At 63.0% G+C, this 13391-nt stretch carries 13 protein-coding genes; 5 read left to right on the top strand and 8 right to left on the bottom strand.

Annotated features, from left to right (window positions below):
- Positions 1-82: 82 nt before the first annotated feature.
- The 3 genes from mltG to gmk all read left to right on the top strand — a co-directional run bounded on the left by mltG (position 83) and on the right by gmk (position 3173).
- A complete protein-coding gene (gene mltG, locus NKI37_RS06175) occupies positions 83-1339 on the top strand; it encodes an endolytic transglycosylase MltG (RefSeq protein ID WP_023715070.1) in 1257 nt (418 codons plus the stop codon).
- 262 nt (positions 1340-1601) lie between these two features.
- Positions 1602-2492, top strand: coding sequence for a YicC/YloC family endoribonuclease (locus NKI37_RS06170; RefSeq protein WP_352545396.1), 891 nt, complete (start codon positions 1602-1604; stop codon positions 2490-2492).
- 6 nt (positions 2493-2498) lie between these two features.
- Positions 2499-3173: a guanylate kinase gene (gmk, locus tag NKI37_RS06165; protein WP_023672729.1), complete on the top strand. Its 675-nt coding sequence runs from the start codon at positions 2499-2501 to the stop codon at positions 3171-3173.
- A gap of 33 nt (positions 3174-3206) precedes the next feature.
- Here the strand turns inward: gmk and NKI37_RS06160 are convergent, their stop codons facing one another.
- From NKI37_RS06160 to lptF, 8 genes are all read right to left on the bottom strand, one after another.
- Positions 3207-3500, bottom strand: a complete 294-nt coding sequence (locus NKI37_RS06160; protein ID WP_023672730.1) for a type II toxin-antitoxin system RelE/ParE family toxin — start codon at positions 3498-3500, stop codon at positions 3207-3209.
- A complete protein-coding gene (locus NKI37_RS06155) occupies positions 3497-3802 on the bottom strand; it encodes a type II toxin-antitoxin system RelB/DinJ family antitoxin (RefSeq protein WP_023672731.1) in 306 nt (101 codons plus the stop codon). Before NKI37_RS06155 ends, NKI37_RS06160 begins: the two co-directional genes overlap by 4 nt.
- 68 nt (positions 3803-3870) lie before the next feature.
- The gene (gene rsmA, locus NKI37_RS06150; protein WP_023727350.1) at positions 3871-4707 is read right to left on the bottom strand and encodes a 16S rRNA (adenine(1518)-N(6)/adenine(1519)-N(6))-dimethyltransferase RsmA; all 837 of its coding nucleotides are present in this window, start codon (positions 4705-4707) and stop codon (positions 3871-3873) included.
- Between the two features lie 38 nt (positions 4708-4745).
- On the bottom strand, positions 4746-5774 hold the full coding sequence (pdxA, locus tag NKI37_RS06145; RefSeq protein ID WP_352790399.1) for a 4-hydroxythreonine-4-phosphate dehydrogenase PdxA: 1029 nt from the start codon (positions 5772-5774) through the stop codon (positions 4746-4748).
- A gap of 12 nt (positions 5775-5786) precedes the next feature.
- Complete coding sequence (locus tag NKI37_RS06140) at positions 5787-6716, bottom strand: peptidylprolyl isomerase (RefSeq protein WP_023695593.1); 930 nt, start codon at positions 6714-6716, stop codon at positions 5787-5789.
- Positions 6717-6806: 90 nt separating this feature from the next.
- A complete protein-coding gene (locus NKI37_RS06135; protein WP_023727348.1) occupies positions 6807-9239 on the bottom strand; it encodes an LPS-assembly protein LptD in 2433 nt (810 codons plus the stop codon).
- Entirely contained in the window at positions 9239-10321 is a 1083-nt protein-coding gene (gene lptG / locus NKI37_RS06130; protein ID WP_023702945.1) for an LPS export ABC transporter permease LptG, read from the bottom strand. The genes NKI37_RS06135 and lptG overlap by 1 nt, the downstream gene beginning before the upstream one ends.
- Before the next feature lie 2 nt (positions 10322-10323).
- On the bottom strand, positions 10324-11523 hold the full coding sequence (gene lptF / locus NKI37_RS06125) for an LPS export ABC transporter permease LptF (RefSeq protein WP_023672737.1): 1200 nt from the start codon (positions 11521-11523) through the stop codon (positions 10324-10326).
- Between the two features lie 32 nt (positions 11524-11555).
- Here lptF and NKI37_RS06120 point away from each other — a divergent pair, with 32 nt between their 5' ends.
- Both NKI37_RS06120 and NKI37_RS06115 read left to right on the top strand, forming a co-directional pair.
- Positions 11556-11849 carry a hypothetical protein gene (locus NKI37_RS06120; RefSeq protein ID WP_156033647.1) on the top strand — a complete coding sequence of 98 codons (294 nt, stop codon included), beginning with the start codon at positions 11556-11558 and terminating at the stop codon, positions 11847-11849.
- 49 nt (positions 11850-11898) lie between these two features.
- On the top strand, positions 11899-13389 hold the full coding sequence (locus NKI37_RS06115) for a leucyl aminopeptidase (protein ID WP_027048814.1): 1491 nt from the start codon (positions 11899-11901) through the stop codon (positions 13387-13389).
- Positions 13390-13391 lie beyond the last annotated feature (2 nt).

Raw genomic sequence — 13391 nt, 5'->3', positions numbered from 1 at the left:
TGCGTAGGCTTGAAATGTTAGGGCACGCTGTGCGTCCAATCGGGCGCATGGTCGCTCTAAGAGATCAGATGGTAGGGCGCTAATGAACACCAATCCGGGCGGCAGCGGACAATTCGGACAAAACCAGCAGACCGGCCCGATCGTGCCGAAGACCGCGGCCGAAGCTTTGCGCCCGGAAGCCGGCACACCACCACCAAAGCGCTCGCGCGCCTCGCGCAGCCAAGTCGTCGTGTTCATGAACTTCGTCATCTCCGCGGTGATGTTGATGATCCTCGCCGCCGGCGTTTCGCTCTATTTCGGCAAGCAGGCATTCAACGAACCGGGCCCGTCGGTGGCCGGCGACACCTTCCTGGTCAAGCCGAGCACCGGCGTCCAGGATATTGCCGACCAGCTCGAACGGCGTGGGCTGATCAGCGATGCCCGCATCTTCCGCATCGCCGTGCGGGTCTATGGCAATGATTCAGCGCTGAAGGCAGGCGAATACGAGATAAAGCCGCGCGCCTCCATGCGCGACATCATGGAGCTTCTGAAGAGCGGCAAGTCGGTGATGTATTCGCTGACCATTCCCGAGGGCCTGACGGTCGAGCAGGCGCTGCAGCGCATCGCCGAGCAGGATGCGCTGACCGGCGACATGCCGGCCGCCAAGCCGGCTGAGGGCAGCCTCGCCACCGACACGCTGCGCTTTACCCGCGGCGCCACGCGCCAACAGATGGTCGACAAGCTGCTCGCCGACCAGAAGAAGCTGGTCGACGAGGTCTGGCAGCGGCGCGCGCCCGACCTGCCTCTGGCCAATGTCGACGACTTCGTCACCTTGGCCTCGATCGTCGAAAAGGAAACCGGCCGGGGCGACGAGCGCTCGCGCGTTGCCGCCGTCTTCCTCAACCGTCTGGCCAAGGGCATGCGGCTGCAATCCGATCCGACCATCATTTACGGCCTGTTCGGCGGCAAGGGCAAACCCGCCGACCGGCCGATTTATCAATCTGACATCCAGAAACAGACGCCTTACAACACCTATCTGATCAATGGCCTGCCGCCGACGCCGATCGCCAATCCCGGCCGCGCCGCGCTCGAAGCCGTCGCCAACCCGTCGAAGACCGATGATCTCTATTTCGTCGCCGACGGCACCGGCGGCCACGTCTTTGCCACCACGCTTGCCGAGCACAATGAGAACGTTGCCCGCTACCGGGCACTGCAGAAGAAGCAGGCTGAAGACGCCGCCAAGGGCGCCAAGACTCCGGGCCAGACCGATGCGCCGGCGGATGGCGACGACAACGGTGACGCAAGTGGCGATGCCGCCGGTGACAGCGGTGATGCCGGCGATACGGGTGCCGCCCAGTAGCAGGCCGGCGCTTTCAGAGGGATCGACCTTAAGCGACGCGGACAGAGGCGGACGCGCTGCTGCTTTGAACGAACAGCGGGGTTCGAAGCGTTTTCGGTCTTGCTCGGGTGCCTCTGAATCTCGATTTCAGCCCTGCGAGATCGAAACGACAGCGGCAATCAACATCTTGCCGGTATTGCGATTCTGACATTCGCGCTGCCCGTGATATCGAACGCATGCGCAATTGTTAGAATCGGACCATCAGGGAGACACGAGCCGCATCATGAATTTGCAGAGCATGACCGGATTTGCACGCACTGTTGCCGAACATGACGGCGCCTCGATCGCCTGGGAGGTCAAGTCGGTCAACGGCAAGAGCGTCGAGGTCAGGTTGCGGTTGCCGCAAGGTTTCGAGCGGCTCGAACCGACTGTGCGGCAGACGCTGCAGAAGCGCTTTTCGCGTGGCAATTTCCAAGCGACGCTGACCGTCGGCCGCGCCGCCGGCCAGCAGGCGCAGCCGGTGGTCAACGAAGCCTTCCTCAGGGATCTGGCGGGCATGGCCAAGCGGCTGCAGGACCAGTTCGGTGTTGGTCCGGCAACTGCCGACGGTCTGCTTTCCCTGCGCGGCGTGCTCGATATCCCTGAAACCAGCGAAACCGAGGAGGTGCGGGCAGCACTCGACGCGTCAATCCTGTCCGCGCTGGAAACGGCGCTTACAGGTCTCGAGCAGGCACGCCAGAACGAGGGCGAAGCGCTGCGTTCGCTGCTTTCCGGCCATATCGACGCCATTGAGGCGCTGACGCTTCAAGCCGAGGCCGACCCGTCGCGCGAACCGGCGGCGATCCGCGAGCGGATCGCCGAACAGGTGCGGCTGCTGATGGATGCGTCGGCCAATCTCGATGCCGGCCGGCTGCACATGGAAGCGGCGTTCCTGGCCACCAAGGCCGATATCCGTGAAGAGATCGATCGGCTGAAGACGCATGTGGCGTCGGGCAGAGCGCTGCTGGCAAATGGCGGCGCCATCGGCCGCAAGCTCGATTTTCTGGCGCAGGAATTCAACCGCGAATCGAATACGCTGTGTTCCAAGTCGAACGCCGCCACTGTCACCGCCATCGGGCTGGAACTGAAGGCGGTGGTCGACCAGTTTCGCGAACAGGTCCAGAATCTGGAGTAAACCCGAATGGGTGGCAAGGAGCCGATGGTTGCCAGGGATCTCGGATCCCGCATTCGCCGCCGCGGGCTGATGCTGGTCCTGTCGTCGCCGTCGGGCGCCGGCAAGTCGACGATCGCGCGCAACCTGCTGGAAAGCGACGGCAGCCTGGAATTATCGGTCTCGGTCACCACCAGGCCACGCCGCGGCTCGGAGATCGAGGGCGTCCACTATCACTTCCGCACCACGCGCGAGTTCGAGCGGCTGCGCGATTCCGACGCGTTGCTCGAATGGGCCGAGGTGCACGGCAATTGCTACGCGACGCCGCGCGAGCCGGCCGAACTGGCGCTGGCGCAGGGCCGTGACATGCTCTTCGACATCGACTGGCAAGGCGCCCAGCAGCTCAAGGAGAAGATGCGCGCCGACATCGTCTCGATCTTCATCCTGCCGCCGTCGATGAAGGAATTGAAGTCGCGCCTCAAGCGCCGCGCCGAGGACCAGGAGCACGTGATCGAGACCAGGCTGAAGAACGCCCGCAACGAGATCGAGCACTGGAAGGAATATGACTTTGTCATCGTCAACGACGATCTCGACCGCGCCTTCGCCGAAGTGCGTGGCATCGTGACGGCGGAAAGGCTGCGGCGCGACCGCCGGCCCGGGCTGTTCGATTTCGTCTCGGGGTTGCTGGACGAGAAGACGGAATAGCTCGTCCACCGCTGGCAATCTAAATTAGCGGCATCAGCTGCCTGGCAGATCGTCCGGCCAACGCTGCGCTCCGTGAAGCACGCGCAGGATTCGAATCGTGCTGTTGGTCAGCTGATAGGCCGCGACATATGGCGTGCCGACGATGACGATCTCTCGTGTCCCTGCAAGCCTGCCGATCCGGCCGCTTTGGGGAAGGTCCCGAAGACGGTTGATTGCGGCGACGATCCGCTCATCGGTGGCGATCGCGGCCGCAGGATTGTCGGCCTCGATATGCGCGAAGATGCCGTCGCGATCTGAAAGCGCGAATGGCGACCAGACGATCTTCAAGATTTAGGTTCACCCGAACGCCGCGCCGCGGCGCGTCTCTCGGCAAAATGCGCCTCGACTTGATCATCAGGAATGTCTTGTCGGGTGTCGTCGAGCGCTTCGCGAACCTTGGCGCGAAACCATAAATCATACGCCTCGTTGTTTGTGACGAGATCGATGGGCAGCGCACCCTCGTTGGCGGTTCGGGTGAGCAATATCCGCACCGCATCCGAGACCGTCAGCCCCATGCTTTCGAGCACCGCCGAAGCTCGATCCCGGATGTCGGCGTCGATGCGCGTCTGGACCAGTGCATTTGCTGGCATGGCAATCTCCTTCGACGTCAATGTAATGCGTTTGAATGACGATTGCTAGGCGGCGCTAGCGCCGCCGGTCAAACCGCGTTTGTCAGCCGCACGAATTCCTCGACGCTGAGCGTCTCCGCACGCCGGGTCGGATCGATGCCGGCGCGCGTCAGCAGTGCCTCGCCACCCAGGCTCTTCACGCTCTGCCGCAGCATTTTCCGGCGCTGGCCGAAAGCGGCTTCGGTGACGCGACCGAGTTTTTTCACGTCGGTTGACAAAGGGCTGGCGCGCGGCACCAGATGCACCACCGAGGACGTTACCTTGGGTGGCGGCGTGAACGCTTGCGGCGGCACGTCGAAGGCGATCCTCGCCTCGGTCCGCCAGCCCGCCAGCACGCCGAGCCGGCCATAAGCATCGCTGCCGAAACCGGCGACAATGCGCTCGGCCACCTCGCGCTGGAACATCAGCGTCATCGATTGATAGAAGGGTGGCCAGTCCGCCACAGTCAGCCAACGGATCAACAGCTCGGTGCCGATATTGTAGGGCAGGTTGGCGGCAATCCTCACCGGGCTGCCTTGTGACGCGGTCTTGGCAAGAGCGGCAAAATCCGTCTTCAGCGCATCGCCGCTGATCACCTCGAGCCGGCCCGGATAGTGGTTGGAGACCTCGGCCAAGGCCGCAAGGCAGCGTTCGTCGCGCTCGATGGCGACGACGCGGCGGGCACCGGCAGCGAGCAGCGCCCTGGTCAGCCCGCCGGGGCCGGGGCCGACCTCGATTACCGTACTGTCGCTAAGGTCCCCGGCGACGCGCGCGATCTTGCCGGTCAAATTGAGGTCGAGCAGGAAATTCTGGCCAAGCGCCTTCTTTGCCTGCAGTCCATGGCGCTCGATCACCTCGCGCAGCGGCGGCAGCCCGTCAATGCTCATGAATTTTGGGCTCATGATTTGGGCTCATGATTTTTGGCTCATGCAACTGCGGGCTTTGCGCCGGTATCGGCCAGCCGGCGGGCCAGCTTTAGCGCCGCGATCAGGCTGTCGGGACGTGCGATGCCCTTGCCGGCGATGTCGAAGGCTGTGCCGTGATCGGGCGAGGTGCGGATGAACGGCAGGCCAAGCGTGACGTTGACGCCCTGGTCGAAGGCCAGCGCCTTGGCCGGGATCAACGCCTGGTCATGATACATGCAGACCGCCACGTCGTAGCCGGCGCGGGCGCGCGCATGAAACATCGTATCGGCCGGCAGCGGTCCGAAGGCATCGATGCCTTGCGCCCGCAACATGTCGACCGCAGGACGAATGATGTGCTCGTCCTCTGTCCCCATGGCGCCGCTTTCGCCGGCATGCGGATTGAGGCCGGCAAGCGCGAGCCTCGGCCTGGCGATGCCGAAACGGCGTGCAAGATCGCCGGCGGTGATGCGCGCGATGGCAACGATCAGCTCCGTCGTCAGCGTCTTCGGCACCTCGGCCAGCGCGATGTGGATGGTGACAGGAACGGTGCGCAATTCGGGGCCGGCGATCAGCATCACCGGCGTCACCGTGCCGCCGGTGTGGAGCGAGGCCAGATACGCCAGATACTCGGTGTGGCCGGGAAAGCCGAAGCCGGCATCGTAGAGCGGCTTCTTCGCGATCGGACAGGTGACGACCGCGGCCGCGTGACCGGCAAGGCAGTCGGCGACGGCGCGATCGATGGCCTCGATGATGCCGGCGGCATTGGCCGGGTCGGGCCGGCCGGGATCGTCGGTGAAGTGGGCCGCCAGCGGCACCACGGGCAAGGCGTGTTGAAAGACACCAGCTGCTTGGGCCGGCACCGTCTCGGCGATTGCCACCGCCGCGCCGAGCCGGCGCGCCCGCGCGGCAATCAGCGCCGGATCGGCGAGAAGGTAGAAGGGCGCGGCACCGGAACCGCGGGCGCTCTGCCACGCGGCAATGGCGATTTCCGGACCGACGCCGGATGGATCGCCGACGCTCAGCGCCAGCGGAAGCTCTGTCTCACGCACGGCTGGGCCGGTTCAGCGCGTAACGATCTTGGCTTTCGCCTTCAGCTCTTCGACATATTTGGCCGAGAGCTCGTCGGCGTTCTTGTCGCCGCTGCCTTCGCTCTGGAACACCATCTGGGCCGCCTTGTCGTCGGAAACCTCTCGCGACGAGCAGATGCCGATGAATTCAATGCCGCGATCGGTCTCGCGCACGGCCGTGGCGCCGCCCAGCTTGGTGGCCTTGATCTGCTCGGCCCAGTCCGGCGGCAGTTGCGGCGCCAGCAATCGGGGGAGGTCGCGAACGGTGACGTCGATCAGGCCCTTGGCGAATTCACGCGTGGTGTTGCAGCCATTGAAGCGGGCGCGCATGGCTTCAGCCTCGCGCTTGCGTTTGGCGAGTGTGGCACTGCGCTCGGCCTTCGGCACCACGAAGATCACCTGCTGCAGCATGTACTCGGTGGCGCTTGGCTTGGCGCCGCCTTTTTCGAGCATGCGCTTGACCAGATCCTGTTCGCTCACCTCCCCGCCGCCGCCGCTGTAGCGTGCGCTCAGCGCCTGGTTCCACGCCATCTGGGAGCGGATGAATTCCTTGAAATGCTCCTTGGTCACGCCGGACTGCGCCATGACACCGTCGAGCTGCTTGAGCTGCATCTTGTTGCTCGAGGCAAAGCGCTGATAGGCAGCCTCTACCTGGGCGTCGGAGATGCGGATGCCGAGACGCCTGGCCTCCGCCATGCGCAGCGTCTGGTCGATCATTTCCTGACCCGCGTCACCCTTCTTGCGCTGCAGTTTCAGGAAGGCAGCCCGGTGCGCGATGTCGCCGGTGGTGATCGGCATGTTGTTGACGACATACTTGATTTCACTGGCGAACGCCGGCGGTACCATCATGGTGACAGAGACCGAGGTCGCCGCCAACAGGAGCGCGAATCCTGCCGAAAACAGGTATTTCCTCATCGAAAGCATCCCAATTCTACCCGGTTTTGGCCGATTCCAGCCCGATATTGGCGAAATCCGTGCCCGCTTTATGCGGCAAAACGATGTCGTCAGCCGGCTCTACTGGATGGAGTCGATCGAGCTTTGGGACGAGCCGAAATCGCCGAGCGTGCGGAACGACAGGTTGAAGCCGACATTCTGCGACACTTCCTTGGTGTTGATGTCGCGTGATTCCGAGTACGTCATCAGGTAGGTGAAGCAGGAATCATTGTAGGCAAAGCCGACGCCGTCCTTGACCAGCACGCTTTGTTGCAGGTCGTAGGTGCCGGTGCCGAAGACGCGCCAGTTTTCGGCCAGGTGTGTCGAGGCGCCGAGCGTGACTTCGTGGCGGTCGGTGGTGAAACCATAGAGCGGCTGCGCCTGGATGAAGGCGTATTTGGCGCTCAGCGAAACCGGCAGCCCGGAATAGGCGGCCTTCACCTCGGCACGGCGAACTTCGAAGGTCTGCTCGTCGAAGCGGCCGCTGAGCGAACCGGAGAAGCCGCTCGGGCTGCTGAAGCCGACAAGGCCGACATAGTCGGAGGTCGAAGTCTCCAAGCCGGAATCGGCGCCCGCATTGACCAGATCCGGTGAATCGAACGAGTTGCGCCCGCCCAACTGGTAGGATTGGCCGAAGATCGCGTTGGTGCCCCAGCCATTGTCGTAGGCGCCGGAATAGCGGAACCCGACATTGGCGCGGCTGCCGCCTTCGACGCGGTCGTAGCCGGAGAACTTGTCGCGCTCGAACAGCGTCGTGGCGTCGAAGACGAAGCTCTGTGCATCCTCGTTGGGAACGGCGAGCCCGCCGACATACTGCTCATTCGGGCGCATGAAGACCTGCGCCATCGGCTCGACGATATGGCTGGAGCCGGTCATCGAGAACAGCACCGGCCAGCGCATTTCAAGTCCGGCGGTCGCCATGTACCGGGCGAAGGAAGACCGCATGTCGTCGGCGGCACCGACATTCGTTGCCATCTGGTTTACCGCAGTCAGCGAAGCCGAAGAAGCGTTGAGATAGTCGACGTCGCCCTGCAGAGCCAGAAGGGGCGTCAACTGCAATCCGCCGTCCGTGGTGAAGGTACGCTTCCATTCGGCTTCGGCGGTGAGGCGACCGGATTCGCCCTCGATGCCGCGCACGCGCTGGACGCCTGAGCCCGGCACATAGGGGGTAAAATAGGCCTGATCGAGATCGTCGCGGCGAATGACTCGTGCATTGACGTTGAACGACAGCTGGCCGCCGGCCACCGACATGTCGGGGATGTAGGCATAGTCGAGCGACGGCAACACCCAGGGCTGCTTGTCGCTGCGCGATGCGACGTTGCCGTCCGGTGTGTTCTCCTGAACCTGGAAGCGCATGGCGCGCACATCGAAATAATTGCGGTCGTTTAGGCCGGTCAGGTAGACCGACGATTGATGCACGGCGTCGTTGTAGCCTTCGATCGTATAGGTACGCGAAAAATTCTTGTCGGTCTGAAGCAGGATATCCCAGCCGAAGTCCCAGCGCGGATTGATGGCGAACTGGCCCTTGGTGCCCATCATGCCGCGGAACTTGTTCGGATCGCCTGCTGGCCCCGAATTGACATTGTAGCCGCCGGGGAAAGCCGCGAAATCACGGAAAGCGCCAGGGTCCTGCTGGTTGATTCCGGCAAGCTTCAGCGTGTACTGGCCATTGTTGAAGCGCTGGCGCCACTCGGCCTCGCCGAGGAAACCCTGCTTGGTGTAGCCGCTGCCGGTAACGGTGAGGTCGTAGGTCGGCGACAGGGCAAAATAGTAGGGGACTTTGACGCCGACGCCGAGACGGTTGTTGTAGCCGATGCTGGGGATCAGGAAGCCGCTTTTGCGCTTGACCGTAGGGTCGGCGATCTCGAACGCCGGCAGGTAAGCCAGCGGGAAACCGAAGAATTCGAAATTCGCATTCTCGAAGCGAACCGTTTTCTTTTCGCCGTTCCAGATGATCTTCCTGGCTTTGATCCGCCAGGTCGGCGCCTTGTCCGGCTTGTCTTCGCAAGGCTCGCAGGCCGTATAGACGCCGTTGTGGAACGTTGTCAGCACGCCGCCCATGCGCTCGGCGCTTTCGGCGGCGAAATAGGCTTTTTCGGGCGTTTCGACGCGCAGCGCATTAACGAAACCGTCAGCGAAATCGTCGGTAATATCGATATGCTGCGAGTTGATCTTGGTGCCGTCGCTGTTGACGATCTCCACATTGCCGCTGGCAACCAGCCGCTTGGTGTTTCGATCATAGACGACGCGCTGGGCGACGAGCTTGTTGCCGCCATAGTCGATCTGGACGCCGCCGATGGCGGTGACCGTCTGGTTGTCATTGTTATAGACGAGCGTGTCGGCCGCCAGCAGCATCTGGGAGCCGGAGGGAACCTTCGTTGCCACGTCGGTAACGTCCTGCGCCAGCGCAGGGGCCGTCAGCACGCCGCAGGCGAGCAGGCATGCCAAGGCGCTCGCCGAATAGAGGCGCGCCAAACCGGCCTGCCTATGGCTGCGCAAAGCCGCCTCCCTCACTAGCCGTCTTCCTTGTATAGCAGGAATGTCACCCCAAAGAACATAGCCACGACAACCGGAACCCATGCAGCCACGGCTGTGGGCACGAATCCCGCAACGCCGAATGCCTTGACCAATACCGAAACGACATAAAGCAGAAAGCCGGCGAGGACGCCACCCAGAATCATCGTTGCCGACTGCCCCATCCTCGCAAATCGCATTGAAACTGTTGCCGCAATCAGCGTCATGGCCACAAGCAGGAACGGTAACGCCACCAGCGAATCGAACTGCATGGCGAAGGCATTTGCCTTGAGGCCGAAGGAGCGGGCAACCTCAATCTTGCCGGGAAGGTCGTAAAACGGGATGGTTTCGGGGCGCGCCAGCCGTTCCTGCACGAATTCCGGCTTGAGGTTGGTCGGCAACTGGTCGGTCGTTTCGGAACGGATGTTGCCGTCCTTGAACACCTTGACGTCCTGCAATTCCCAGTAGCCGTCGCGCAGAAAGGCCCGCGCCGCGTCCTTGCGCTCGACGATATTGCCCTGCGGATCGAGGACGAAGAACACGGTGTCGGCCATTTCCAGGCCCTGGTTCAGGATGGCGCGGGCGCCGATGATGGTGTCGCCGGAGTTGGTTTTCTGGCGGATCCACGGCGTGGCATCGGCCGCCACCACGTTCGAATTGCCGGATCGCAGCTGGTTTTCCATCTGCTCCGACCATGAGAAGCCATGCGCGGCGATCGGATTGAGCACGCCGACCGACAATATGCCGAATAACAGCGCACCGATGCAGCAGGGCAACAGAAACTGCCAGGCCGACACTCCGGCCGAGCGCGCAATCACCAGCTCGTATTTTCGGTTGAGCGAGACCAGCGTCGCCATCGCCGAGAACAGGCCGACGAACGGCACCGTCTGCAGCATGATCATCGGCATCCTCAGCGCCGAGATCGCGACCGCCGTGCCGTAGGTGAAGCCCGGCAGGCCGGTGATGCGGCCGGACAGCTCGGTGAAGTCGATCAGGAACACCAGCGCCAGAAGGCCGATGAAGAACCAGATCGTGATCGACACGTAGCGAAAGAAGAAGTAGCGGCCCAGGGTCCAGCCCATCGTCAGGCTCCCTGGCCGGATGTGTAGCGCCGATTGAGGCGCAGCTTGAGCGCCGTCCAGCCATCGCTGACGCGGCCGGCGAAATTCGTCATCCAGTCGGCCCAGCTGCCGGGCAGTTCCATGCTTCGCGAGGTGACGATGAACCAGATGGCGACCGCCGAGGCGATGACCGGCACGCCATAGACCATATAGGCGTATTGCGGGATCTTGTCCGCCTTGCCGGCGGCAAAGAAGCCCAGCCAGCGCACGAACAGCGCAATGGCGATGGCTGTGATCAGCGGGTGGATGCGCGCCTCGCGGTGTGAGCGCGCATCGCCTGCCACGGCCAGCGCGATCAGCGCGAACACCAGCGAATAGGACCATTCGGAAAAGCGCTGGTCGAGCTCGGCCTTGTAGGCGCCGGGCCTGCGCTGGAAGATCTTGTCGTTCGGATCCGGGTTGAGCAGGTATTGCGTCGTTCGGTCCTTGGGCAGGAGCATGATATCGTTCGCCGCCGACATGAAGGCGGAAAGGTCGAAGGCGTAGGACGTGAAGCGGATGACCGACAGGTCGCCGGTCAGCGTCTTGCGATGAATGACGCCGTCATTCATCATCAGCACCTTCTCGTCACCCTTTTCGACGACGCTGCCGCTCTTGGCATAATAGATCAGATTGGCGCCTTCTTCGCGCGAATCGGCCACGAAGATGCCGCCGAGCCGGTTGTCCGGCAGCCGCTCGCCTATCTGCAGGAACAGCCCGTCGTCGATCTTGCGGAACGTGCCTTCCTGGATGATCAGCGACAAGAGATCGGCGCGCGAGGATGCTATCAGCTGGCGGTTCTTCTGCCTGGCATAGGGTTCGACGCCATTGTCGACCGCGAAGGAAAAGACGCTGGCCGCCAGCGCGATCAGCAGGACCGGCCGCACAATCGTCCAGCGCGAGGCGCCGGCGGCGTTGATGACGGCCAATTCCGAATCGGAGTTCATGACGCTGAGCGTCTGGGCCACCGCCACCACCAGGGCGAATGGCACCACGATCGGGATGATGGTGGGGATGATGAGGCCCGCGACCTCGAAAAAAGTCAGCGCCGATTGGCCACTGTCGGTGACCAGGTCGATGCGGGCAAGCACCTGCGTCGTCCAGACAATGGCCAGCGTCCAGATCAGCGCAGCGAGAAACACCGCCAACGCGCGACGCATGATGTAGCGTTCAACGACCTTCATGTAAGGCTTTTCTCGATTTGCCGAACGGCATCATGCCCGCGGACAAGGTAGTCGTCCGGCTGCGGCTGTACAACTGGGTGCGTTTGGCCATTTCTTTCAGGCGGTTCGATCCGATTCTCCGTCCCACATCGCTCGTCCCGCAGGCCGGAGTGTCGGCGGCAATGGATAAGAAAGGGAGAACATCGATGGTTAACAACAGGTTGCGGCAGGAAAGCGGGGCCGTGCCGCGACGAATCGTTATCGATTCCGCTGTGCATATGAGCCCTGATTCCGGCAAAGTCTTGCCAAATCAAGGAAAACGACCAAATGTCGCGCATCTTCCCTGAGAATGCATTTTTCCTGAAAATCTGAGCCGTTTCCCGAAAGCAGGACCTGATGACTTTGAGACCATTGATCGCCTTCGCCAAATTTGCCGCACCCAAAAAGGGCAGCATCTTCGTGCTGGCGGCCGACGATGGTGGCCTTGGCGAACCGGCAAAGGCCTGCGACCCCTCAGGAACGCTGGCGCGGGCGTTTCCGGTGGCGGAGTTTTCCGGAAAATTCGCCGGTGTCGTCGAAGTGCTGGCGCCGCAGGGAACATCGCTCGACCGACTGGTGGCGGTCGGCGCCGGCAAGGTCGCCGGCCTCGATGACTTTGCCTGGCTGAAGCTTGGCGGCACCATCGCCGCGTCCCTGCGCAAGGCAGCGGAGGTGGCCGTCATCCTCGATGTGCCGGGCGCAAAGATTGGCGGCAGGCAAGCGGCGAGCCTTGCCGCCGGCATCATTCTGCGCAGCTACTCCTTCGACAAATACAAGACCAGGAAAGACAAGGACGATGCCGAGCCGAAGAAACCGGTCAAGGTGACCATCCACACCGCCGATCCTGCCGCGGCGAAAAAGGCCTTCGCCGACGAGGTTGCGGTCATCGACGGCGTGCTTCTGGCGCGCGACCTTGTCAACGAACCGGCCAATACGCTCGGCCCGATCGAATTTGCCGCCCGCGCCAAGGAACTGGAAGCGCTCGGCGTCGAGGTCGAGATCCTCACCGAGAAGGAAATGAAGAAGCTCGGCATGGGCTCGCTCCTCGGTGTCGCGCAAGGCTCGCCACGCGGCGCCCGGATGGCTGTCATGCAATGGAAGGGCGGCAAGGCCAAGGACGCACCGGTCGCCTTCGTCGGCAAGGGCGTCACCTTCGACACCGGCGGCAATTCGATGAAACCGGCCTCCGGCATGGAAGACATGAAGGGCGACATGGGCGGCGCCGCGGCCGTCATCGGGCTCATCCAGGCGCTGGCCGCGCGAAAGGCCAAGGCCAATGTCGTTGGCATCGTCGGGCTGGTGGAAAATGCCGTCGACGGCCATGCCCAGCGCCCCGGCGACATCGTCACCTCGATGTCGGGGCAGACCATCGAGGTGCTCAACACCGACGCCGAAGGACGCCTCGTGCTGGCCGATGCGCTGTGGTACTGCAACGACCGCTTCCAGCCGAAATTCATGGTCAATCTGGCGACGCTGACCGGCGCCATCATGGTCGCGCTCGGCCAGCATTATGCCGGCCTGTTCTCCAACAATGACGAACTTTCGGACAGGTTGACGGCGGCCGGCCAGGCGAGTCAGGAGCGGCTGTGGCGCATGCCGCTTGGGCCCGAATACGACAAGCTGATCGATTCCAAGAACGCCGACATGAAGAACATCGGCGGCCGCTATGGCGGCGCCATCATCGCCGCGCAGTTCCTGCAGCGCTTCGTCAAGGAAACGCCGTGGGCGCATCTCGACATCGCCGGCACCGCGATGGGCTCGCCGCCGAGCGAGATCAACCAGTCCTGGGGCTCGGGTTTCGGCGTCAGGCTGCTCGACCGGCTGGTGCGCGACAATTACGAGGGATAAGG

The organism is Mesorhizobium sp. M0626, assembly GCF_040320665.1.
In the GTDB taxonomy this organism is placed as follows: Bacteria; Pseudomonadota; Alphaproteobacteria; order Rhizobiales; family Rhizobiaceae; genus Mesorhizobium.
The sequence above is the reverse complement of the archived record's forward strand: the minus strand, read 5'-3'. Positions and strand labels throughout refer to the sequence as shown.

Excerpts from the sequence above, each read along its gene's own strand:
- lptG (WP_023702945.1), bottom strand. The coding sequence starts at position 10,321 with ATGGGCTGGACCCTGGGCCGCTACTTCTTCTTTCGCTACGTGTCGATC.
- NKI37_RS06170 (WP_352545396.1), top strand. The coding sequence starts at position 1,602 with ATGAATTTGCAGAGCATGACCGGATTTGCACGCACTGTTGCCGAACAT.
- rsmA (WP_023727350.1), bottom strand. The coding sequence starts at position 4,707 with ATGAGCATTGACGGGCTGCCGCCGCTGCGCGAGGTGATCGAGCGCCAT.
- NKI37_RS06155 (WP_023672731.1), bottom strand. The coding sequence starts at position 3,802 with ATGCCAGCAAATGCACTGGTCCAGACGCGCATCGACGCCGACATCCGG.
- NKI37_RS06120 (WP_156033647.1), top strand. The coding sequence starts at position 11,556 with ATGCCCGCGGACAAGGTAGTCGTCCGGCTGCGGCTGTACAACTGGGTG.
- lptF (WP_023672737.1), bottom strand. The coding sequence starts at position 11,523 with ATGAAGGTCGTTGAACGCTACATCATGCGTCGCGCGTTGGCGGTGTTT.
- NKI37_RS06140 (WP_023695593.1), bottom strand. The coding sequence starts at position 6,716 with ATGCTTTCGATGAGGAAATACCTGTTTTCGGCAGGATTCGCGCTCCTG.
- NKI37_RS06115 (WP_027048814.1), top strand. The coding sequence starts at position 11,899 with ATGACTTTGAGACCATTGATCGCCTTCGCCAAATTTGCCGCACCCAAA.
- gmk (WP_023672729.1), top strand. The coding sequence starts at position 2,499 with ATGGGTGGCAAGGAGCCGATGGTTGCCAGGGATCTCGGATCCCGCATT.
- mltG (WP_023715070.1), top strand. The coding sequence starts at position 83 with ATGAACACCAATCCGGGCGGCAGCGGACAATTCGGACAAAACCAGCAG.